The sequence below is a fragment of the Pseudomonas sp. B19(2017) genome (assembly GCF_002113165.1).
Classification (GTDB): domain Bacteria; phylum Pseudomonadota; class Gammaproteobacteria; order Pseudomonadales; family Pseudomonadaceae; genus Aquipseudomonas.
The window spans coordinates 144,625-166,287 of record NZ_NEJR01000005.1; the positions used below are offsets into that span (position 1 = coordinate 144,625).

At 63.4% G+C, this 21,663-nt stretch carries 21 protein-coding genes and 1 riboswitch; of the genes, 12 read left to right on the forward strand and 9 right to left on the reverse strand.

Going from position 1 to position 21,663, the window contains the following annotated elements; genetic code table 11:
- Positions 1–2 precede the first annotated feature (2 nt).
- The 4 genes from CAF70_RS09865 to CAF70_RS09880 all read left to right on the forward strand — a co-directional run bounded on the left by CAF70_RS09865 (position 3) and on the right by CAF70_RS09880 (position 4,780).
- A complete protein-coding gene (locus CAF70_RS09865; protein WP_085624473.1) occupies positions 3–809 on the forward strand; it encodes an ABC transporter permease in 807 nt (268 codons plus the stop codon).
- A 17-nt stretch (positions 810–826) separates the two neighbouring features.
- A complete protein-coding gene (locus CAF70_RS09870; protein WP_085624475.1) occupies positions 827–1,975 on the forward strand; it encodes an ABC transporter ATP-binding protein in 1,149 nt (382 codons plus the stop codon).
- A 139-nt stretch (positions 1,976–2,114) separates the two neighbouring features.
- Entirely contained in the window at positions 2,115–3,422 is a 1,308-nt protein-coding gene (locus CAF70_RS09875; RefSeq protein WP_085624477.1) for a substrate-binding domain-containing protein, read from the forward strand.
- Between the two features lie 293 nt (positions 3,423–3,715).
- Complete coding sequence (locus CAF70_RS09880; RefSeq protein ID WP_085624479.1) at positions 3,716–4,780, forward strand: TerC family protein; 1,065 nt, start codon at positions 3,716–3,718, stop codon at positions 4,778–4,780.
- 5 nt (positions 4,781–4,785) lie between these two features.
- Here the strand turns inward: CAF70_RS09880 and CAF70_RS26575 are convergent, their stop codons facing one another.
- From CAF70_RS26575 to CAF70_RS09895, 3 genes are all read right to left on the reverse strand, one after another.
- Positions 4,786–5,178: a hypothetical protein gene (locus tag CAF70_RS26575; protein WP_133295872.1), complete on the reverse strand. Its 393-nt coding sequence runs from the start codon at positions 5,176–5,178 to the stop codon at positions 4,786–4,788.
- A complete protein-coding gene (locus tag CAF70_RS09885) occupies positions 5,171–6,571 on the reverse strand; it encodes a PAAR domain-containing protein (RefSeq protein WP_085624481.1) in 1,401 nt (466 codons plus the stop codon). The genes CAF70_RS26575 and CAF70_RS09885 overlap by 8 nt, the downstream gene beginning before the upstream one ends.
- A gap of 358 nt (positions 6,572–6,929) precedes the next feature.
- A complete protein-coding gene (locus CAF70_RS09895; RefSeq protein ID WP_085624483.1) occupies positions 6,930–8,159 on the reverse strand; it encodes an acyl-CoA dehydrogenase in 1,230 nt (409 codons plus the stop codon).
- Positions 8,160–8,299: 140 nt separating this feature from the next.
- Here CAF70_RS09895 and CAF70_RS09900 point away from each other — a divergent pair, with 140 nt between their 5' ends.
- Both CAF70_RS09900 and CAF70_RS09905 read left to right on the forward strand, forming a co-directional pair.
- Positions 8,300–9,226, forward strand: a complete 927-nt coding sequence (locus tag CAF70_RS09900; protein WP_085624485.1) for a LysR family transcriptional regulator — start codon at positions 8,300–8,302, stop codon at positions 9,224–9,226.
- 193 nt (positions 9,227–9,419) lie between these two features.
- Positions 9,420–10,574 (forward strand): cysteine desulfurase family protein, encoded by a 1,155-nt coding sequence (locus CAF70_RS09905; protein ID WP_085624487.1) that lies wholly within the window; start codon positions 9,420–9,422, stop codon positions 10,572–10,574.
- A gap of 7 nt (positions 10,575–10,581) precedes the next feature.
- On the opposite strand, the gene CAF70_RS09910 is transcribed toward CAF70_RS09905, so the two are convergent.
- From CAF70_RS09910 to nfsB, 3 genes are all read right to left on the reverse strand, one after another.
- Positions 10,582–11,019 (reverse strand): RES family NAD+ phosphorylase, encoded by a 438-nt coding sequence (locus CAF70_RS09910; RefSeq protein ID WP_085624489.1) that lies wholly within the window; start codon positions 11,017–11,019, stop codon positions 10,582–10,584.
- Positions 11,016–11,465 (reverse strand): antitoxin Xre/MbcA/ParS toxin-binding domain-containing protein, encoded by a 450-nt coding sequence (locus tag CAF70_RS09915; protein ID WP_013973163.1) that lies wholly within the window; start codon positions 11,463–11,465, stop codon positions 11,016–11,018. The genes CAF70_RS09910 and CAF70_RS09915 overlap by 4 nt, the downstream gene beginning before the upstream one ends.
- Positions 11,466–11,587: 122 nt before the next feature.
- The gene (gene nfsB / locus CAF70_RS09920) at positions 11,588–12,241 is read right to left on the reverse strand and encodes an oxygen-insensitive NAD(P)H nitroreductase (protein WP_085624491.1); all 654 of its coding nucleotides are present in this window, start codon (positions 12,239–12,241) and stop codon (positions 11,588–11,590) included.
- Positions 12,242–12,345: 104 nt separating this feature from the next.
- On the opposite strand from nfsB, the gene CAF70_RS09925 reads away from it, so the two are divergent.
- On the forward strand, positions 12,346–13,269 hold the full coding sequence (locus CAF70_RS09925) for a LysR family transcriptional regulator (protein WP_085624493.1): 924 nt from the start codon (positions 12,346–12,348) through the stop codon (positions 13,267–13,269).
- Between the two features lie 155 nt (positions 13,270–13,424).
- Here CAF70_RS09925 and CAF70_RS09930 read toward each other — a convergent pair whose 3' ends face one another.
- A complete protein-coding gene (locus CAF70_RS09930; protein ID WP_085624495.1) occupies positions 13,425–14,639 on the reverse strand; it encodes a sugar transporter in 1,215 nt (404 codons plus the stop codon).
- 207 nt (positions 14,640–14,846) lie between these two features.
- On the opposite strand from CAF70_RS09930, the gene CAF70_RS09935 reads away from it, so the two are divergent.
- The gene (locus CAF70_RS09935) at positions 14,847–16,163 is read left to right on the forward strand and encodes a hypothetical protein (protein ID WP_085624497.1); all 1,317 of its coding nucleotides are present in this window, start codon (positions 14,847–14,849) and stop codon (positions 16,161–16,163) included.
- 137 nt (positions 16,164–16,300) lie between these two features.
- On the opposite strand, the gene calA is transcribed toward CAF70_RS09935, so the two are convergent.
- Complete coding sequence (gene calA / locus CAF70_RS09940; RefSeq protein WP_085624499.1) at positions 16,301–17,353, reverse strand: vanillin reductase; 1,053 nt, start codon at positions 17,351–17,353, stop codon at positions 16,301–16,303.
- A 180-nt stretch (positions 17,354–17,533) separates the two neighbouring features.
- Between calA and CAF70_RS09945 the strand changes: the two genes are divergently transcribed.
- A complete protein-coding gene (locus CAF70_RS09945; protein WP_085624501.1) occupies positions 17,534–18,439 on the forward strand; it encodes an AraC family transcriptional regulator in 906 nt (301 codons plus the stop codon).
- 118 nt (positions 18,440–18,557) lie between these two features.
- On the opposite strand, the gene thpR is transcribed toward CAF70_RS09945, so the two are convergent.
- The gene (thpR, locus tag CAF70_RS09950) at positions 18,558–19,103 is read right to left on the reverse strand and encodes an RNA 2',3'-cyclic phosphodiesterase (protein WP_085624503.1); all 546 of its coding nucleotides are present in this window, start codon (positions 19,101–19,103) and stop codon (positions 18,558–18,560) included.
- 158 nt (positions 19,104–19,261) lie between these two features.
- On the opposite strand from thpR, the gene lpxO reads away from it, so the two are divergent.
- The 3 genes from lpxO to CAF70_RS09965 all read left to right on the forward strand — a co-directional run bounded on the left by lpxO (position 19,262) and on the right by CAF70_RS09965 (position 21,273).
- A complete protein-coding gene (gene lpxO / locus CAF70_RS09955) occupies positions 19,262–20,161 on the forward strand; it encodes a lipid A hydroxylase LpxO (RefSeq protein ID WP_085624505.1) in 900 nt (299 codons plus the stop codon).
- Between the two features lie 119 nt (positions 20,162–20,280).
- The gene (locus tag CAF70_RS09960; RefSeq protein ID WP_013973174.1) at positions 20,281–20,625 is read left to right on the forward strand and encodes a carboxymuconolactone decarboxylase family protein; all 345 of its coding nucleotides are present in this window, start codon (positions 20,281–20,283) and stop codon (positions 20,623–20,625) included.
- Positions 20,626–20,703: 78 nt separating this feature from the next.
- Complete coding sequence (locus CAF70_RS09965; RefSeq protein ID WP_085624508.1) at positions 20,704–21,273, forward strand: GNAT family N-acetyltransferase; 570 nt, start codon at positions 20,704–20,706, stop codon at positions 21,271–21,273.
- Positions 21,274–21,446: 173 nt separating this feature from the next.
- Positions 21,447–21,655: riboswitch (cobalamin riboswitch) on the forward strand.
- Positions 21,656–21,663 lie beyond the last annotated feature (8 nt).

The following is a 21,663-nucleotide window of genomic DNA, read 5'->3' on the forward strand; positions in this document are numbered from 1 at the left end:
CCATGCTCCTGTCTCCCAATGCCATGGGTCGCCCGCTGCGTACGGGCTTGTACCTGACCACCGGGGTCATCGCGGCCTTCCTGCTGCTGCCAGTGGTGTTCATCGTGTTGCTGTCGTTCGGCTCGTCGCAGTGGCTGGTGTTCCCGCCACCGGGCTGGACCTTCAAGTGGTACGGCCAGTTCTTCTCCAACCCGGAGTGGATGGATGCCGCGCTGGCCAGCCTGAAGGTGGCGGTGCTGACCACCATCGCCGCCGTGCTGCTCGGCCTGCCCACCGCGTTCGCCCTGGTGCGTGGCCGCTTCCCCGGCCGCGAGCTGCTGTATGGGCTATTCACCATGCCGATGATCGTGCCGCTGGTGATCATCGCCGTGGCGGTGTACGCACTGTTCCTCAAGCTCGGCTACACCGGCACGCTGTTCGCCTTCGTGGTCAGCCACGTGATCGTCGCCCTGCCCTTCACCATCATCTCGATCATCAACTCGCTGAAGCTGTTCGACCAGTCGATCGAGGATGCCGCGGTGATCTGCGGCGCCTCGCGCCTGCAGGCGATCTTCAAGGTGACCTTCCCGGCGATTCGCCCGGGGATGATCGCCGGCGGCCTGTTCGCCTTCCTGGTGTCGTGGGATGAAGTGGTGCTGAGCGTGATGATGGCCAGCCCCGACCTGCAGACCCTGCCGGTGAAGATGTGGACCACCCTGCGCCAGGACCTCAGCCCGGTCATCGCCGTGGCCTCGACCTTGCTGATCGGCCTGTCGCTGCTTGTCATGTTCATTGCCGCCGCCTTGCGCCGGCGCACCGAAAACGCCTGAGCGCGGAGAAAACAACAATGAGTGCAGTGATCAAAGACAACGCGCACGGCAAGACCCTGGTCAGCCTGCGCGGCCTGAACAAGCACTACGGCGACTTCACCGCCGTGGACAACCTCGACCTGGAAATCCAGGACGGCGAGTTCCTGACCTTCCTCGGCTCCAGCGGCTCGGGCAAGTCCACCACCCTGTCGATGCTGGCCGGCTTCGAAACGCCGAGCAGCGGCGAGATCCTGGTCGATGGCCAGTCCCTGGTCAACGTGCCGCCGCACAAGCGTGACATCGGCATGGTGTTCCAGCGCTATTCGTTGTTCCCGCACCTGAACGTGCGTGACAACATCGGCTTTCCGCTGGCCATTCGCAAGCTCGGCGCCAGCGAAACCGGCAAGCGCGTCGACGCCATGCTCAAGCTGGTGCAACTGGAGAAGTTCGCCCACCGCAAGCCGTCGCAGATGTCCGGTGGCCAGCAGCAGCGCGTGGCTATAGCCCGGGCGCTGGTGTACGAACCGCGCATCCTGCTGATGGACGAACCGCTCGGCGCACTGGACAAGAAGCTGCGCGAAGACCTGCAGGATGAACTGCGCCAATTGCACCGGCGCCTGGGCATTACCATCGTCTACGTTACCCACGACCAGGAAGAAGCCATGCGCCTGTCCCAGCGTATTGCCATCTTCAGCCACGGCAAGATCGTCGGCCTGGGCACCGGTTACGACCTGTACCAGAACCCGCCGAATGCCTTCGTCGCCTCGTTCCTGGGCAACTCCAACTTCCTGCGGATCAAGGCCAGCAGCAATGGCGCGGGCAGCTTCGAGGGCCAGCCGGTGGCTATCCGCCTGACCCCGGGCCTGGTCGCCTCGCAGGATGCGCTGATCATGGTGCGCCCGGAAAAGGCCCTGGCCCTGACCACCGAACAGGCCACGCGCGAGCCGCTGCCGGCGGGCTGGAACGAAGTCAGCGCCAAGGTTGGCGAGGTGCTGTTCCTCGGTGAGAGCCAGACCTGCCATGTGGTCACCGCGGGTGGCACCGAGCTGACGGTGAAGGCGCTGTCGGCGGCGGGCATGCCGATGCAGCCGGGAGATACCGTGAAGGTACGCTGGGCGGTGGCGGATGCGTGCATCTATACCGAGTGGGCAGAGAGTGACCTGAGCAAGTCTGCCGGGGCGCATTGAGATTGCCGGGGCCGCTTTGCGGCCCCAGTGACACTAACTGACTGGCATCAGGCAAAGCTCACTGCCCCATGGACTGTCACATTATCATCACGCCACTGTCGTAATCTGCCGGGCAACTCTATGCCATAGGCCTTCCGGCATGCCTCGCCTGCTTGTCTTGCTGCTTACTCTGCTGCCGCTGGCGACCCTGGCCGAGCCCGCGCGCCTGCGCGTGCAAGGCTCCAATACCATTGGCGCGGCCTTGTTGCCGGCGCTTGTGCAAGGGCAACTGCGCGCACAGCAGGCTACTGCCATCGAACAACACCCGGGCGAGTTGGCCAACGAGACCGTTATCACCGCACGTGACGCGCACGGCCAACCTTTGCGCATCGACATCGCCGCCCACGGTTCCAGCACCGGCTTCGTCGCCCTGGGCCAGGGCGACGCCGACCTGGCCGCCGCCTCGCGGCCGATCAACGACAGCGAAACACGCCAACTGCAGGCTTTGGGCAACCTGCGCGCTGCTGCCGCCGAACAAGTCATCGGCCTTGATGGCGTCGCAGTCATCGTCCATCCCGACAACCCGTTGCCGCAGCTCACTACCTGGCAACTGGCGCAGGTTTTCTCGGGGCAGATCCAGCACTGGGAGCAACTGGGCGTCAGTGGCGGGGCTATTCACCTGTACGCCCGTGACGACCGCTCCGGTACCTTTGAGACCTTCAAGGCACTGGTGCTGGAACCCCAGCACGGCGAGCTTTCGCCCAAGGCCCAACGCTTCGAGTCCAGCGACGAGTTGGCCGCGCGAGTGGGCGCCGACCGCCAGGCCATCGGTTTCAGCAGCCTGGCGGTGCTGCACGGGGCCAAGGTACTGGCGGTGGCCGAGGGCGACGCGCCGGCCATGCTGCCGGAGCGTGCACTGGTGGCCAGCGAGGATTACCCGCTGTCGCGGCGCCTGTTTTTCTACCTGCCGGCCAACCCCAAGCCCCAGGCCAAGGCCTTGGCCGACTTCACCCAGAGTCCGGCGGGCCAGGCGATCGTCGCCCAGCAGGGCTTCGTTTCGCAGCAGATCAAGGCCCAACCCGTAGCGCCCCAGGCCGACATGCCGCCGCGCTACCGTACGCTGGCCCAGCAGGCGCAGCGGCTGAGCGTCAACTTCCGCTTCCAGGAAGGCAGCGCCAGCCTCGATAACAAGGCCCTGCGCGATGTGCAGCGTGTTGCAGACTACCTGCGCCAAACAGGCAAGTTGCAACGCAAGGCGGTGCTGGTGGGCTTTGGCGACCCCAAGGAGACACCCGGTCGCGCCGCCCTGCTCTCCCGCCTGCGGGCCCAGGCGGTGCGTCGTGAGCTGGCGCGCGATGGCGTGGAGGTGCTTGAAGTGACGGGTATGGGGGATGAACTGCCCGTGGCAGGGAACGAGCTGGAGCAAGGGCGGTTGCGGAACCGGCGGGTCGAAGTGTGGGTGCATTGATCCGAAAGCGGCCCACATCCCTGTAGGAGCAGCCTTGTGCTGCGAAGAGGCCGGTCAACGTTGCACAAATGTATTGGCCGTACGTGCCTCTTCGCAGCACAAGGCTGCTCCTACAGAGTACGCGCGCACACTGCAGGCCTTGCCTGGCAAAGAAATGTAACAGCTCCCCATTCGGCATCGACGGCAAACGGGTCTAGGCTCAAGCCCATGTGATACCGGGCCCCTCTGACGGCTGCCAGGCCGCCATGTCGGATCACTGTTGCCATGCAACGTCGACATTCAAGGAGGGGCTCATGTCAGCTCTACAGGCATTCCTCACCACCCCGTTCCTCGGTACCAGCACCTGGTTGTGGCTGGTGTTCATGGCCCTCGTCATCGGTTTGCTGGTACTCGACCTGGGCGTGCTGCACCGCCATGACCGGGAAATCGAAATGCGCGAAAGCCTGCTGCTGTATTCGGGCTACTTCAGCGTCGGCGTGCTGTTCGGCGTCGGGGTCTGGTACCAGCTTGGCGCGCAGTCGGCGCTGGAGTTCTACACCGGGTTCCTGGTGGAGCAGTCGCTGTCGATGGACAACGTATTCGTCATGGCTATGATCTTCAGCTATTTCGCCATCCCCCGCCGCTACCAGCACCGCGTGCTGTTCTGGGGCATCCTTGGGGTGGTGTTCCTGCGGGCGATCATGATCGGCGTGGGCGCGGCGCTGGTGCAGAACTTCGCCTGGGTGCTGTATATCTTCGGTGCGTTCCTGCTGTTTACCGGGGTGAAGATGGCGCTGTCGAAGGAGGACAGCCGTCCCGACCTGGCCAACAACCCGGTCCTGAAGTTCGTGCGCCGGCACATGCGGGTCACCGACCAGATACACGGCTCACACTTCTTCGTACAGCAGACCCCGCCCGGGCAGCACAAGGCACTGCGCCATGCCACCCCGCTGTTCATGGCACTGGTACTGATCGAACTGGCGGACCTGGTGTTCGCTGTCGACAGCGTGCCGGCAATCTTCGCCATCACCCAGGACCCGTTCATTGTCTATACCTCGAACATCTTCGCCATCCTCGGCTTGCGCTCGCTGTATTTTGCGCTGGCGGCGTTGATGCACCGGTTTGTCTACCTCAAGTATGCGTTGGCGCTGGTGTTGATCTTTATTGGCTGCAAGATTTTCTACCATGGGATGATCGGCAAGGTGCCGGCGTTGCTGTCGCTGGGGGTGACGTTCGGGTTGTTGCTGGGTGGGGTGGTGGTTTCGTTGGTCAAGACGCGGGGGGAGAAGGTGGCTGTCGTGGATCAGCCGCTCGAGCAACCAGCAAAGGCCGATCGTACAGTCGGCCAGAAAGAGGATGACCCGCAGATGCGGGTCTGACTCCCCTACTTGAACTTAAATAACGCCCATACAATCACCATCCAGATGCACCCAGTCATGTTTAGCCAGGCTGAAATTTTCAACCTGCGTTTAAGCTTCTTCGGAAACGCATTCAGCTCGCCAGCATCCAGTTGACCCATTCGCAGCGCTAGCCACGGAAATGCCACTAACCCACTTGCCGTACATAGCGTCATCCAGCGCCACTTGAATGACCCACAACCCCAATAACGCTTGATGCTTTCAAAATAGGGGTTGCTGGTGATGGCCGAGCAGGCGACGTCATAATCTTTGGTCAACGTTGAAACAGCACTAAGGACTAGTCCTGGTATGGCGATAGCAAAAGGACTTAATAGAAGCGCCACTTTAGCAAGTGGTTGCCAGCCAGTAATGTCAATCACTGGTTGCCTCGTAAATAAACTCGCCCACGGATTCACCGAGCGTCCCGCCCAGCACTCCCCCAGCCATGCCGCTCGCGCCCACCAGTACAATGCCGCATACCGGCGCAGCCAGACCTGCCGAGCCCATTGTAACAGCGGCACAAATTGTTCCAGATACGAGGTTTGCTCCTAAAGTGCTAGCCATTGCTCCGGCAGTTCCAGTAGCAAAACCTCCCGTCTCGGTCAGTCTGACTTTTTTACAATCTTCAGTCTCCCCTGCCCGACAAACTTCTTGCACTTTCAGATACGAAGAAGTCCCACCCAACCCAATCGCAGCGTAGCCACCGTACTCAAGAAACTTGCTGAGTCGCGCCACCTTGTCCAGATGCGTCGCATACCCCGGAATCTGCCCCGGCCCGCCGGCCTTTGACCAGTGGTGCACAAGGCTCTTGGTCGAAATATTCAAGCTCTTCTTGAGCCGTTCATAGTTCCCTAGGTTCAGCTGCTTGTTAAGCAATGCCGTTTTCAACTGTCCATCCAGCTGCTGGAGCAGTTTTCGCCGTTCGGCAAAGAAACTTGGGCTGTTCAGATGGCCATGCTGCATAAACTCGCGTTGATGCAGGTGTTCGATACTGGTCAGCGTATGACTGACCTGCTTCAGCCCCTGCTCCAGCATGTCCTTGCCCGCGCCCATGGACTGGCTGGCGTTGCCGAGCAAGCCTGCGATCTCGGCCTGGTGCTGCATCATGAAGTCCGCTTCGGCGAAATCGAGCACCGCCAGCGCACGGCGTGCATGCTGCGCAGCAGCCATCAACTGGCCTTCCTCGCGGGTGCAGGCATCACCATTGTCTGGGTCACCGATGACGAAGATTTCCCCTGCCTTGAAGCCTTGATCAAACGTCGGGTTAAGCCGCTGCAGCCGGGAGATTGGCAACGTGGCATCGTGCCCGGCCAACTCCAGCAGCACCTGTGGGAACGACATGCGCCGCGGAATCACGAAGAACCCAGGCTCCAGGGTTCCGGGCATCGCTACTGCTGTCGGTTGTGAAAACCGCTCGGGGTATACGGGGGTTGATGGCTCGGCAAAGTGGGTATTCGCGCGCTCTGCAATGGCATGCCTGGACGGCAAAGCTTCGTGCATCGGGGCAACTACCCTATTGCTGCCCACCGAGCAGCCACAGAGCACCAACGCACCATCCGTGGCGACCCGTCGACCTTCTGACAGGAAGAAGTCCACCCCTTCGGCGACGGTGCCCTCCTGCCCGCACAGTGGGCATGGCGTGGTGCGATCGCCTTCGCGCAGCACCATGCGGCCCTCGTCGAGATAGCTTGCCCCAGTCGCTATACAGACAGCACCCGTTGTGGTGACGTCACCATCTACTGCCTGAGCTTTTCCCCCTAGACTGGCGCGCATATAAAAACTCCCTGTAGATAGTTGAGGTCAAAAACCTAACATCCGTACGGGGAATTTAAATGGACGGGATCCGAATTCAGATGTTTCCTACAAACCAGCCTAAGTTAGCCGCCTGAACAAAATCAACTATTTCTTACTGGCGAGTATCAGACTTCCTACAGCACAACTTCTGCCCATCTTTCTCTGCTCATTTCCAATGTAGAAATCGAAGCCCAGGTTTCTGTACAGATGGTGCCATGCACCGCGCCGTCCTCTTCGCGGGCTTGCCCGCTCCCACAGGTATTGCACGGGCCTATCAGGCTGCGCTGACCCTGTGGGAGCGGGCAAGCCCGCGAAAAGGCCCTTGCAGGCTGACGAATTAGCGCCCGCTACGCATCATCTCCGCCGGCACATACTTGCCGATCTCATACTTGCCAATCGCTGCCCGGTGCACTTCATCCGGCCCGTCGGCCAGGCGCAGGGTGCGCTGCATGGCATACATGTACGCCAGCGGGAAGTCGCCACTCACCCCTGCCCCGCCATGTATCTGGATCGCCCGGTCGATCACTTTCAGTGCCACGTTCGGCGCCACCACCTTGATCTGCGCAATCTCGCTGCGGGCCACCTTGTTGCCGACCGTGTCCATCATGTAGGCCGCCTTCAGTGTCAGCAGCCGGGCCATGTCGATCTCCATGCGCGAGTCGGCGATCTTGTCGACATTGCCGCCCAGACGCGCCAGTGGCCGGCCGAAAGCCGTACGCTCCACCGAGCGCTTGCACATCAGTTCCAGCGCGCGCTCGGCCATGCCGATCGAGCGCATGCAGTGGTGGATGCGGCCGGGGCCAAGGCGCCCCTGGGCAATCTCGAAGCCACGGCCCTCGCCGAGGATCACGTTCTCATACGGCACCCGCACGTTCTCGAAAAGCACCTCGGCGTGGCCATGGGGGGCATCGTCATAGCCGAACACCGGCAGCGGCCGGACGATCTTCACCCCGGGCGCATCGGTGGGTACCAGCACCATGGAGTGCTGCTGGTGGCGCGGCCCTTCAGGGTCGGACAGGCCCATGAAGATCATCACCTTGCAGCGTGGGTCGCAAGCGCCGGAGGTCCACCACTTGCGGCCGTTGATCACCCACTCATCGCCGTCACGCACGGCGGTGGCGGCCATGTTGGTAGCGTCCGACGAGGCCACGTCCGGCTCGGTCATGGCGAACGCCGAACGGATCTCCCCGCGCAGCAGCGGCTCCAGCCACTGGTGCTTCTGCGCCTCGCTGCCATAGCGCACCAGCACTTCCATGTTGCCGGTATCCGGCGCCGAGCAGTTGAACGGCTCCGGGCCGAGCAGCGAACGGCCCATGATTTCCGCCAGCGGGGCGTATTCCAGGTTGCTCAGGCCGGCACCGTATTCCGATTCCGGCAGAAACAGGTTCCACAGCCCTTCGGCGCGGGCCTTGGCCTTGAGTTCTTCCATGATCGCAGTGGGCTGCCAGCGGTCGCCCTCGGCGACCTGGCGCTCGAACACCGCCTCGGCGGGGTAGACATAGGCATCCATGAACGCGCTGACGCGTTCGCGCAGTGCCTGGACCTTGGGCGAATAGGCGAAATCCATCGGGGCTACCTTCACGGTTCGGAGTACATGGGCCAGAGCCTAGAGCAGCCCGGGCCAATCCACCTAGTCTATTTTCCGCGTGTATAAACATTCATAACCGATATATGATCGCCCCATAATTCCAACAAAGAGCGGCGCCCATGAACCTCAGCAAGGTCGACCTCAACCTGTTCATCGTGTTCGATGCGATCTACACCGAAGCCAACCTGACCCGCGCCGGGCAGATCGTCGGCATTACCCAGCCGGCAGTGTCCAACGCCCTGTCGCGGCTGCGCGAAACCTTCAACGACCCGCTGTTCGTGCGCACTGCGCAAGGCATGGTGCCCACTCCCATGGCGCAGAACATCATCGGCCCGGTGCGCAATGCCCTGGCGCTGCTTCGCACGTCAGTGCAGGAAAGCCGCATCTTCAACCCGCAACAGGCCAACAAAACCTTCCGCATCAGCATGACCGACCTGACCGAAGCGGTGATCCTGCCGCCACTGTTCCAGCGCTTGCGCCGCCTGGCACCGGCAGTGCTGATCGAAAGCTTCCTGTGCAAGCGCCGCGAGACCACCAAGGAACTCGCCGCCGGCCGCCTGGACTTCGCCATCGACGCACCGTTGAACACCGACCCGCAGGTACGCCACGTCAAACTGATGCAAGACCGCTATGTCTGCGCCCTGCGCCAAGGCCACCCGCTGGCCGACCGCAAGCTGACCCTGGACAACTACCTGGGCATGACCCACATCCATATCTCCAGCAGGCGCAATGGCCTGGGCTATGTCGACCTGGCCCTGGGCAAGATGGGCGTGCAACGCAAGGTTGCCTTGCGCTCGCAGCATTACCTGATGGCCTCGCAGGTGCTGCAGCAGACCGACATGGCGATGACCGTCCCCGAGCGCTTCGCCCGCCGCCATCAGTTGCGCTACCAGCCCCTGCCGGTGGAGGTGCCTGCGCTGGAAACGCACCTGTACTGGCATGAAAGCACTGATCAGGACCCGGCCAACCGCTGGATGCGCGAGCAGATCACCGAGTTGTGCGAGCGCGTGGTAGCCGAGGAAGAAAAGGCTGTGGAGCCGGCCTGAAGACGCTACGAGGGGCGTTCAACAAGCCCCTCGCAACGCGTAGAAAAATGTTCCACTCAAACCTGAATACCGAGAAATTTTTCTTACTAAAAGTGAGAAGCACGCTGCTGGAAGCGAAAATCATCTTTCAAACTGCGGGTACGCTTGCTCCAACGATTGCCGATTTCACGGCGACAGACACGGACCCGCCCCAATGCCCAGCGCCCCGCTCTACTTCGATTACGCCGCCACCACTCCGGTCGATGACCGGGTCATCGAAACCATGCTTGCCTGCCTTGGTAGGCAGGCCAACTTCGGCAACCCGGCGTCCAGTAGCCATGCCTTCGGCCAGGCAGCCCGCCACGCTGTGGAGCAGGCCCGCCAGCAAGTGGCCGAATGCGTTGGCGCGCAGGCCGATGCACTGGTCTGGACCTCGGGTGCAACCGAGTCCAACAACCTGGCGCTCAAGGGCATTGCCCAGGGACTGGGCCAGCCCGGGCACCTGATCACCAGCCAGCTGGAACACAAGGCCGTGCTCGACACGGCGGCCGAACTGGAGCGCCAGGGCTGGGCCGTTACCCGCCTGGCAGCGGATGCCGGCGGCCTGATTCAGCCTGCCGCGGTGCAGGCAGCGTTGCGCGCCGACACCCGCCTGGTGTCACTGATGGCGGTCAACAATGAACTGGGCACGATCACCGACTTTGCCGCCATTGGCGAACAGGTACGTGCCCACGGTGCCCTGCTGCACGTGGATGCGGCGCAGGCGGTGGGCAAACTGGCCATCGACCTGAGCGCGATGGCCGTGGACCTGATGTCCTTCTCGGCGCACAAGGTGTATGGCCCCAAGGGCATCGGTGCGCTCTACGTCGGGCCACGTGCCCGCATGCTGATGCGTGCGCAGATGCACGGCGGCGGCCATGAGCAAGGCTTGCGCTCCGGCACCCTGGCTACCCACCAGATCGCCGGCATGGGGACCGCCTTTGCCCTGGCCGGCCAGCCCGGCGACAGCGAACACCTGCGCCTCGAGCAACTGGCCAGGCGCCTGCGCGAAGGCCTGCTGGCCCTGCCCGGCGTCACCCTCAACGGCTGCGCCAGGCAGCGCATTCCCCATACGCTGAACCTGTGCATCGACAGCACGGGTTTCAACAGTGCGGCGCTGGCCAGCGAGCTGGCGCTGTCGACCACCTCGGCCTGCAACTCGGCGAGCAATGCGGCCTCGCATGTACTGCTCGCGCTGGGGCTGGATGAACGCCAGGCACGTAACAGCGTGCGCCTGAGCATCGGGCGTTTCAGCAACGAGGCTGAAGTGGACAAGGCCCTCGAAGTGTTTGGGAGAGTGCTGACAACAGCATCAGCGGCACTTTGGTGAAGCTGCCCTAGAACAGCCGGCTGTCCGGGGTGAAGTCTTCGACCTCGAGCCTGGCGCTGATTGCCTGCGGGTGGCGCGGGTTGAACAGGTAATTGGTGGTGCTGGGCATGATCGCGCTCGGCACCGGCAGCAGCAATGCCGAGCACTCATCGAGAAAACGATTGCCCAGGCCCCGGGTCAGTTCGGTCTGGCTCGACCAGCCAGGCTGCAAAGTGGGCAACTGCGCTTGCGAAACGGTGTCGGGCAACTCGATACGGAGCAGCCGCATGGTGGTGGGGAAATCCTCAGGGTCGATCTCCAGGTGCACCAGCACCTCGAGCATCGCCCCGGCCGGGCTGGTGGCTGCATACACCACTGGCCGGCCCGCCTGGTGCCAGCGGCCGCTGACACGCAAGCCACCCGTTCCGCTCAAGTCTGCATAGGCGCTGATACGCCACAGAATCACAGGCCGAAGCCCTCGGCGATCTGCAGCAACATCTCTTCGACCTGTGTGGTGCCCTGCTGGGTGGTGAGCATCTGCATCGGCGTCAGCCCCGAGAAGCGCTCCTTGGGCTTGGACAGCCAGCGCTTGGCCTTGCCCGCCTCACCGAACACGGCTTCGGCCATGGCGGTGATATGGGCCGAGCGGAACAGCCGGTCGCTTTCTTCCACGGTCAGTGGCTGGTCACGTTCGATGCGGGTTTTCAGCGTGCGCAGGGGAATGATCTGGTCACGCTCCACGGGGGTGAACACGCCGAGTTCGGTCAGTTTCACCAGCCAGGTTGCAGCGAAGCCATGGGTGATGCGGGTGTGGATTTCAAAATCACTGGCGAGTTCGGGGATTTCCAGCAATGCGTGCAGGCGCGCCCGGTACTCGTGGTAACCGTTGTCGCGAAGCACTTCGGCAAGCATGGCGCTCTCCTTTCCGGCGTTTGCCGACAAGTATGCGGCATATGCCGAATATTTGCCAGTTCATGAGACCGCGCGGGAGCGGCCTTGCGCCGCGAAGGGGCCGCAAGGCGGCCCCGCCCACCTCACAGGAAGGTGAACACCTGCGAAGCCGGCAACCGCGACTTGTTCAAGCCTGCGTTGAAGTCCGTCTCGCTGCGATAGCCCAGGCTGAGAATGACCACGCTGGTGAACCCACGCTCACGCAAGCCCAGTTCGGCATCGAGAACCTTGCTGTCGAAGCCTTCGATCGGCGTAGCGTCCAGCCCATGTGCCGCAGCCCCCAGCAAGGCAGTACCCAACGCCAGGTAGGTCTGCTTTTCCATCCAGTGCTGCACGTCCTTCTGGTCAAAACGGTGCAGGTCGACGTAATGCCGGCGGCTCTGGTTCTGCCCGGCACGCGCCTGGTCATCGCGGAAGCGGCCATCGGCAGCTTCCTGGTCGAGCACCGCATTCAGGTGCGCTTCGGTCATCTCGGTACGGGTGCAGAACACGATCACATGCGAGGCATCGAGGATCTTTGGCGAATTGTAGGCATAGCGCTCTGTGGTGCTCTTGGCCAGCCGGGCCTTGCCTTCGGCGCTGTCGGCAACGATGAAATGCCACGGCTGCGAGTTGACCGAGGACGGGCTGTGGCGCAATTGCTCGAGCAGTGCATCGACAGTGGCCTGGGGAATACGGCGCGAGGCATCGTAGGCTTTGGTGGTGTAACGGCGCTTGGCCAGCGAGACGGTATCCATGCAACGACTCCGGGAATGAACAAGGGATTTGCCCGGCATCTTATCTTTCCTGCAGAAAAGAAAAACCGGCACAATGCAGCAACACTTTCATCCCAGGAGTGAAAATGCTGCGCATCGCCGACCTCGAACTGTTCGTCCGCAGCAGCGTGCTAGGCAGCTTCACCGCCGCCGCCCACGAAGCCGAGCTGCTGCCGGGCCAGGTGGCCGCCGCGATCAAGCGCCTGGAGCGCGACCTCGACGTGCGTCTGTTCGCCCGCACCACCCGCAGCCTGCGCCTGACCGCCGAAGGCGAGTTGTACCTGCCGACGGCCTTGAACGTGCTGGAGAGCTTGCGCCAAGGGCGTGAAGACCTGCATGGCAACGCCAACACCCTGCGCGGTACCCTGCAGGTGTCGGCACCGTCCGACCTCGGCCGCAATATGCTGCTGCCATGGCTGAGCGCCTTCCGCCGCGAGCACCCGGCCCTGCACCTGCGCTTCTTCCTGTCCGACCAGATCGCGGATCTCAACCGCGACCCGGTGGATGTGGCGATCCGCTATGGCCTCAACCAGGACGCCAACTACATTGCCCTGCCGCTGGCCGACTGGAACCGCCGGGTGCTGGTCGCCGCGCCCGACTACCTGGCTCGCCACGGCCGCCCGCTCACGCCCGATGCCCTGCAGCAGCACGCCTGCCTGCTGTACATGCAGTACAACCGGGTCTACGACAAATGGCGGGTGGGCAACCGTACCGTGCAGGTACGCGGGCCGCTGGTCAGCGACGATGCCGACGTGATCCGCCGGCTGGCCTTGCAGGGCGAAGGCATTGTCTACAAGTCGTGGCTGGACGTAAGTGCCAACATCGTGGCCGGCGAACTGGAAATCGTCCTGCCCGAATACCTCGGTGAGCCCGTCCCGGTCACCCTGGTGTGCCCGCACCGCAAGCAACTCACGCCCGCTGTGGCGCAACTGCACCTGTGGCTGCGCGAACGCTTCGAGGCACTGCGCAACCGGGCGCTGACCAATGGCTGCACAATCGTCCCAGACTGAACGGCGGGCAGGGGCTGCAGTACTGGTTTGAGTATTCAATCGCCAGTACCGGCCTCTTCGCGGGCACGCCCGCTCCCACAGGTACTGCATCAATTTCAGGAGCGATGCAGTACCTGTGGCAGCGGGCGTGCCCGCGAAGAAACCGGCACGGTCACTCAGGAATGCCCAGGCACCCCGCCCAGCGCTTCGCGGAATCGCCGGGTGCTGGCAACGGCCAGCAACAACCCGACCACCGCGACGCTACCGCCCACCAGGCCGATATCCGCCACGTCCAACTGGCTGCTGACGATACTGCCCAGCAACGCGCCACCGCCGATACCGATGTTGTAGATACCCGAGAACAGCGCCATGGCCACATCGGTGGCATCGGACGCCAGCTTCAGGGTCTTGGACTGCAGCGACAGGCTGAAGCTGAGGATCGCCACGCCCCAGAACATGCTCAACACGGCGAACAAATAGAAGTTGCCCGACAGCGGTAGCAGCAGCAACAGGCACGCCGCCAGCAGGCCGATCGAGCCCACCAGGAAGCCATGCGGAAAGCGGTCGCTGTAACGGCTGAACAGCAACGAGCCGAACACCCCGGCACCGCCGAACAGCAGCAGCAACAGCGTGGTGCGCTCCCCGCCGATCTGCGCCACGTGCAGGGCGAACGGCTCGATGTAGCTGTAGGCGGTGAACTGCGCGGTAATCACCAGCGTCACCAGCACATAGGTGATCACCAGCGCCGGGCGCTTGAACAGGACCGGCAGGCTGCGCAGCGAGCCCGAGTTCTGGCTGGGCAGCAGCGGCAGCGACTTCATCAGGCACAGCATGGTTGCCAGCGCTACCCCGGCAATGCTCAGGAAAGTGACGCGCCAGCCCAGCGCTTCACCCACCACACGGCCCAACGGAATGCCCAGGACCATGGCCAGGGTGGTGCCGGTCGCCAGCAGGCCCAGCGCCTTGGCCTGCTGGCCGGGCGGCGCCACGCGTACTGCCAGGGAGGCCGTGATGGCCCAGAACACCGCATGCGCCAGGGCAATGCCGATACGGCTGACCAGCAACATGGCAAAGCTCTGTGACAACCACGACAGCAAGTGGCTGACGATGAACACCAGGAACACGAACAGCAACAGGCGCCGCCGCTCGATGTTGCGGGTCAGCAGCATCATCGGCAGCGAGGCCAGCGCTACCACCCAGGCATAGATGGTCAGCATCAGGCCGACCTGGGCGGTGCTCATGTCGAAGCTGCGGCCAATGTCGCTGAGCAACGCCACCGGGACGAACTCGGTCGTGTTGAAGATAAAGGCCGCCAGAGCCAGGGCAATGACGCTCAGCCAACTGCCGCTACCCGCCGTGGGTGGCATGTTGGTAGGTGTGGGTCCGTTCATGGGGGAAACCGGTTCTCCGCAGACAAGGCAACAGGGCGCACGCCACCCACCCGCTTGCCGGGGTGTCGACGCATGCTTTGTTATTGGAAGGAATGTCCGGCATGGTACGCGTCAAGCCTGGGCCTCACAACCGCGAGTCGAGCAGAAGGAGTACCATGCGCGCTTTGTGTGAAATGCGAACGCAGCAACAAGGAGCCCGATCCGCTCATGGACCAGCAGCCCCCTCAGCAGCAGTGGCAGCAGGCCGTTACCGCCTATGCCCAAGCCGTCAACGCTTATGTCGCGCAGGGCCGCGCGCAAGGCTGGGATGACCTCGAAGAACCCCTGCCGCAAGCCACCGAGCACTTGCTCGATGCCTGGCTGGAAGCCTTGCAAGCCGCCAACCGGCCTGGTGTCGAAGCCTTCGAGCAGCAAGCCTTCCGCGAAGCCTGGCCGCCCGCCCACCACCCATTGCTGGCGCTGATCGAGGAACACGGGCAAGGCATCTGCAACGTCCTGCTGCTGGACGACGGCAGCCTGCTGGCACGCATCGGCATGCCGCATGACAAAGGCCAGGTGGTGCACATCGACAGTCACGGGGTGACCCCGGTGATCGGCGTCGATCACTTCGGCCGCTGCCCGGCCCGGCGCTACTTCGCCCTGGCCAATGCCGAGGGCGTGCGCGTGACCGATGGCTGGGGCGGCCCGCAGGTGCTGCGCCTGGCCTGGCCCACGGGGCTGGAGGGGTTGCCGCCGGGTTACCCGTTCGAGCCGTTCGACCTGCCGCCCGCGCCGACCGCGCTGATCCCCTTCCCGGATGGCCAACGGGTACTGCTGGTGAGTGCCGAAGGTATTTTCCTGCTGACCCGCCACGGTGCGACCCGCCTGCTGCCGCACCAGGCCCGGGTGCTCGACGAACTGGACGAAGGCACCGACCCGGACGACATCAGCCTCGGGCTGAGCATGGAGCACGGCGCAGTGTCGGCGGACGGCCGGTTGATCGTAATCGGCGAGCAAGGCAGCCGTCACCTGGTGCTGGACGACCAGCTCAGGCCCGTGGCGGCAATCGGCCCTGGTAGCGAGTACCCGCACTTCGCGCTGTTCAACCGCAAGGGTGACCAGCTGCTTCTCAACGCCTGTCATTTCTACAGTGGTGCCACGCTGGCCGTCAGGGTAGCCGACTTGCCGGGGCTGGATACCGATTACTACAGCCAGGACCCGCGTACCCCGCTGGTGCAGGATGGCGCACGGGTGTATGCCGGGGTGGCGCGCGACGGCGAGTACATCGTGGGGGATGCCTATGGTTACCTGCGGGCGTTTGGCGAAGATGGCGTGGAGCATTGGCAGCACTTTCTGGGGTCGACCATCAGTGCGCTGGATGTCAGTGCCGACGGGCGTACGCTGGTGGCGGCGAGCCATGCCGGGTTCGTTTCGGTGATTGCCCTGGACAGCGGGCGGCCAGCCTGGCAGATCGGTACCGGGGCACATGGCGAGGTACGGCGATGGTTGTTCTGGAAAGGCTGGGACAGGGCATTGGCGTGGTAACAGATCCAGCTTCTTCATTCCCTGTACTGGCCTCTTCGCGGGCTCGCCCGCTCCCACAGTTACTGCACAGATTTCTGAAGCTGTGATTTACCTGTGGGAACGGGCGTGCCCGCGAAGAGGCCGGTACAGGTAACCAATCAGCCCTGCAGAGTGGCCATGTCGATGACGAAGCGGTACTTCACATCCCCGGCGATCATCCGCTCATACGCCTGGTTGATATTGCGGATATCCAGCAACTCGATATCACATCGGATGTCGTGCTCGGCACAGAAATCCAGCACCTCCTGCGTCTCGGCAGTACCGCCAATCAACGACCCCGCCAGCACCCGGCGCTTGAGCACCAGGTTGGCCGCATGCAGCGCCGGATCGATCGGCTCGATCAGGCCGACCAGGATATGCACGCCATCGAACTTGAGCGTTTCCAGGTACGGGTTAAGGTCGTGCTGCACCGGGATGGTATCGAGCAGGAAATCAAAACGGCCCGCCGCGGCGCGCATCTGTTCGGCATCGGTAGACACGATCACATGGTCGGCACCCTGGCGCCGGGCCTCCTCGGCCTTGGCCGGGGAACGGGTGAACAGCGTCACTTCGGCGCCCAGGGCCTTGGCCAGTTTGATACCCATGTGGCCCAGGCCGCCCATGCCGAGGATGCCGATCTTGTGACCCGGGCCGACACCGTGGTGCTTGAGCGGCGAATAGGTGGTGATGCCGGCGCAAAGGATCGGCGCGGCGCTGGGCAGGTCCATGCCGGCCGGAATGCGCATCACGAAGCGCTCGCTGACCACGATGCTGCTGGAGTAACCGCCCATGGTGTTGCTACCGTCGACCCGATCCGGGGTGGCATAGGTCATGGTCGGCCCTTCCAGGCAGTATTGCTCCAGGTCCTTGGCACAGGCTTCGCAGCGGCGGCACGAATCGACCATGCAGCCAACACCGACCAGGTCGCCGACCTTGTGCGTGGTCACGTTGTCGCCCACTGCGGTGACCCGGCCGATGATCTCGTGGCCTGGCATCAACGGGTACACGGCAATGCCCCATTCATTGCGCGCCTGGTGGATGTCGGAGTGGCACACGCCGCAGTACAGGATCTCGATGGCGACGTCATCCGGGCGCGGGCTGCGACGCTGGAAGGTCATGGGAGCCAGGGGGCTGGCAGGGGTCTGGGCGGCGTAACCGATGGCGGTGTACATGCAGGGCCTCGCTATGAAGTGAAACGATTCAGGCGACACATTTTGCGCGCCATGCCCCGCCTCGCCCACAGCTGATTCTCCGGTATCCGTGCCTGATTCTCCGAAGATACCACGCAGCACCTGGCACCAAGCCTTGATTCTGAGATGATTAGACTGTCTGATCCTCTGCCCAGGTCCATCATGCAACTGACCCGACACGTCGACGCCAATGCGCCGCTTTGCACACTGATCCGCAGCCTTGCCACGCGCCCGGGCTTCGTGCCTACGCATCTGCCTCAGGTACAGGTGCTGAGCTGGGACCACTATGTGGCCAGCAGCCCGCAGATCTACGAACCCAGCCTGATGATCCTGGCCCAGGGCAGCAAGCTGGCGCGCCTGGGGCCGCGCACCCTGGAGTACGGCGCCGGGCATTACCTGGTGCAGGCATTGTCGGTGCCGTTCATGTGTGAAACCTTCGCCACCCCCGAAGCACCGTTGCTGGGCGTGGCGGTAGACATCGACCGCGGCGTGCTGGGTGAACTGGTGCAAAGCATGGCCCTGGCGCCGGATGCCGCGGTGCAGGCGCAAACCCCGCATTCAATGACCTCGGCTGCACTCGATGCGCCGATGCGAGAATGCGTGGAACGGCTGCTGCGCTGCCTGCAAGACCCGATGGACGCCAAGGTGCTGGGCCCGGCACGGGTACGCGAGGTGCTGTACACCGCCTTGCGCGGCCCACAGGCGGGCGTGTTGCGGGCGCTGGTGGAGCAACAGGGGCACTTCGCCCGCATCGGGGCCGCCCTTGCCCACCTGCGCGAACACTACACCGAGCCGCTGAGCGTGGAAGCGCTGGCCGCGCGCGCCAATATGAGCGTTTCGACCTTCCACGAGCACTTCAAGCGCTGCACCGACATGGCACCGATGCAGTACCTCAAGCGCCTGCGGCTGCTGAAGGCGCAGCAGATGCTGATCGGCGAAGGCCTGGGGGTGGCGCAGACCGCACACCGGGTGGGCTACCAGAGCACCTCGCAGTTCAGCCGCGAGTACAAGCGCCAGTTCGCCCGCAGCCCGGGGGATGAGTTGCCGTACCAGAGCCTGCCGGTGTGATCGCCTGCCCTGGCCCCATCTCCGGCAAACCGGCTCTCACCCTTCTGAGTTTAAGAAACCTTGAAGACACAAGAAGGCTGGGTCGAGCGGGTCTTCAGCAGCGAGGTCACGGCCTGAATCAGCTCGACAGCGGCCATTGCGCCAACGGCCAGTAAGCGCCCTTGCGCGACTCATACAGTGTGAAATGGCGGGCAGCGAGGTAGAAATCCGGCGCGCTGCCGGCCTCTGGCGGCTGGCCACGGTAGTCCCTGGCCAGCGTCAGGTGCGGGCGATATTCGCGGTCGGCCGCTTCCACCCCCAACGGCAGCAGCGCCTGCTGCAAGCTGTACACCAGTTGCAACAGGGCTGGTGGCGTGTGCTGCGCCTCCAGCACCAGGGCGCTGGCCCGCTGCCACGCCTGCAAGCGGTCCAGCAATAGCCGTGGTGCCGTCGCCGGCAGCGCCAGCTGATCGACCGCCGCGCAAATTGCTGGCACCTGGGCGGTATCCACATCACCAAGGAATAGCAATGTCACATGGAAGTTGGCGGCCGGCACCGGCTTGCCGCTGCGCAGGTTCAGACCGCGTCGCCACTGGGCCAGGGCACGGCGCTGGGCATCGCTGACCGGCAACGCGAAGAACAGCCGCTTGAAGGGGGTACCGCTGGGGCGTGCGTCCTGAATCATACGAACTCCTGAACATGAAACGTTTGCGCAAGGCTGCAGGGCATTAAACCTAAGTCGCCCCGTCGTTGCGTAACAATAAGTACAAACTACCCCCATGATTGTTTATGCTGGCGGGCTCATGCCATGGCGCATGGCCATTTTTCGACAAGTAAACGTCCATGAAAATTGCACTCGTACTCATCTTTGCCCTCTCGATCGCCTATGTTCACTTGCGCGGTCGGGTTCGCCACAAGCTGACCCGTCAGCTGGGCGACCACTCCAGCTTCCTGGCCCCGGTCAACAGCTTTCTGTATCTGTTTTCCAGGCACCCGGCCAAGCCTTATCTGCCAGTGGAGGCCTTCCCCGAACTGCAGACACTGCAGGACCACTGGAAGGAGATCCGCGAGGAAGCCCAGCAGCTGCTGCATGTTGGCGAAATCAAGAAATCCGACAATTACGATGATGTCGGTTTCAACTCATTCTTCAAGACTGGCTGGAAGCGCTTCTACCTGAAGTGGTACGGCGAAAGCCACCCGTCGGCGATGACTCTGTGCCCACGCACCACCGAGTTGCTCAAAGGCATCGGTACGGTCAAGGCCGCCATGTTCGCCACCCTGCCGCCGGGCGCCAAGCTGGTACGCCACCGCGACCCGTATGCCGGCTCCTATCGCTACCACCTGGGTCTGGACACGCCGAACGACGATGGTTGCTACATCGACGTGGATGGTGAGAAGTACTCCTGGCGCGATGGCGAGGGCGTGGTCTTCGACGAGACCTACATCCACTACGCGGCCAATACCACCGAGCACAACCGCATCATCCTGTTCTGCGACATCGAACGCCCGCTCAAGTACCGCTGGGCAACCGCGTTCAACCGCTGGTTCAGCCGCAACGTCATGGCCGCTGCCGCCGCCCCCAACGATGCCGGCGACAAGACCGGTGGCATCAACCGGCTGTTCATCCGCATCTACAAGATCCGCGAACGTGGCAAGGCGCTGAAGAAGCGCAACCGCACCCGCTACTACCTGGAGAAGTGGGCGTTCGTCGCGGCATTGGTGCTGGTGTTCATCTACATCTGACCGGTGTGGGAGCGCGCAGCCCAAGGGCCTGCGCGCAACCAACCAAAGTACAAGTCTCACACTCCCCACTCTTCGACTAGCCTGAAAGCTCCACTCGCAACCTCCCCAAGGTGAAGACGATGAGCATGATGGACTGGGACGCCTACCGTAAGCAGTTGATGGCCGGCATCGGCGATCTCAAGCAGCTTTCCCCTGACACCGTGGCAGGCTATATGACCGCCAGCGGCGCGGGGGCCAAGACCAACCACCTGGACGCCAAGACCCGCGAGCTGATCTCCCTAGCCGTGGCAGTCACCACCCGCTGCGACGGCTGCATTGCCGTGCACTCGCAGCAGGCCGTCAAGCACGGCGCCAGCCGCGAGGAAATCGCCGAGGCACTCGGCGTGGCCGTGGCGATGAACGCCGGTGCCGCGCTGGTCTACTCGGCACGGGCCATGGATGCAGTGGGCAAGGCCAACGGATGAATGCAAATGGCGTCGCCGCCCTTGCGCGACGGCGCCGCGCCACCCAGACTGGGCGGCCCAGCCCTTGCAGGAACCCGCATGATCCACATCCGCCCCATGACCCCGGAAGATTTCAAACACTTCTGGCCCACCTTCCAGGCCATTGTCCAGGCCCGTGAAACCTACGCATTCGACCCGAACCTGAGCTTCGATCAGGCTCGCCAGCTGTGGCTGGAGCTGCCCATGCGCACGCTGGTGGCCGAGGAAGACGGCAAGCTGCTGGGTTCCTATTACCTCAAGGCCAATGCCGCCGGGCCTGGCGGGCACGTGGGCAATTGTGGCTACATGGTCTGTGAGTCGGCACGCGGCCGGGGCGTGGCGAAGTTGATGTGCGAGCACTCACAGAAACAGGCGCGCCAGGAAGGCTTTCTGGCCCTGCAGTTCAACTCTGTGGTGGCCACCAATGAGGTGGCTGTGGCGCTGTGGCACAAGCTGGGCTTCGAAACCGTTGGCCGCTTGCCCAAGGCCTATCGCCACGCCCGCCTGGGGCTGGTGGACTGCCTGGTGATGTACAAGTGGCTGGCGGATGAGCCAGTGGTGGAGAAGCCACCGCTGCTGATCGGGCGCAAGAATATCGAGGCGCGGGTATCGCGGCGGCGCGGGCGCTAGCCTTCTCTCGCAGGCCTGGCCTCTTCGCGGGCTTGCCCGTTCCCACAAGTACTGCGCAAGGCCTGAGAGCAGCGCTGTACCTGTGGGAGCGGGCAAGCCCGCGAAGAGGCCGGACCTGCCCACCACCCCGCCAATAACCCCAGCGAATTTGACGCCCCCGCGTTTCAATGGTCAGATGCGCGCCAGTTTCAGGTGCCCTGCGCCGCCGTGCGCAGGGTGAAACGGGAAGCCGGTGCGTCGTGTTGCCCACGACAAGTCCGGCGCTGCCCCCGCAACGGTAAGCGAGCGAACCCTTCGAGATACCACTGTGCACCTGCATGGGAAGGTGAAGGTTTCATGCCCCTCGCAAGCCCGGAGACCGGCCTGGAGCTTCACTTGGCAACCCGCGGT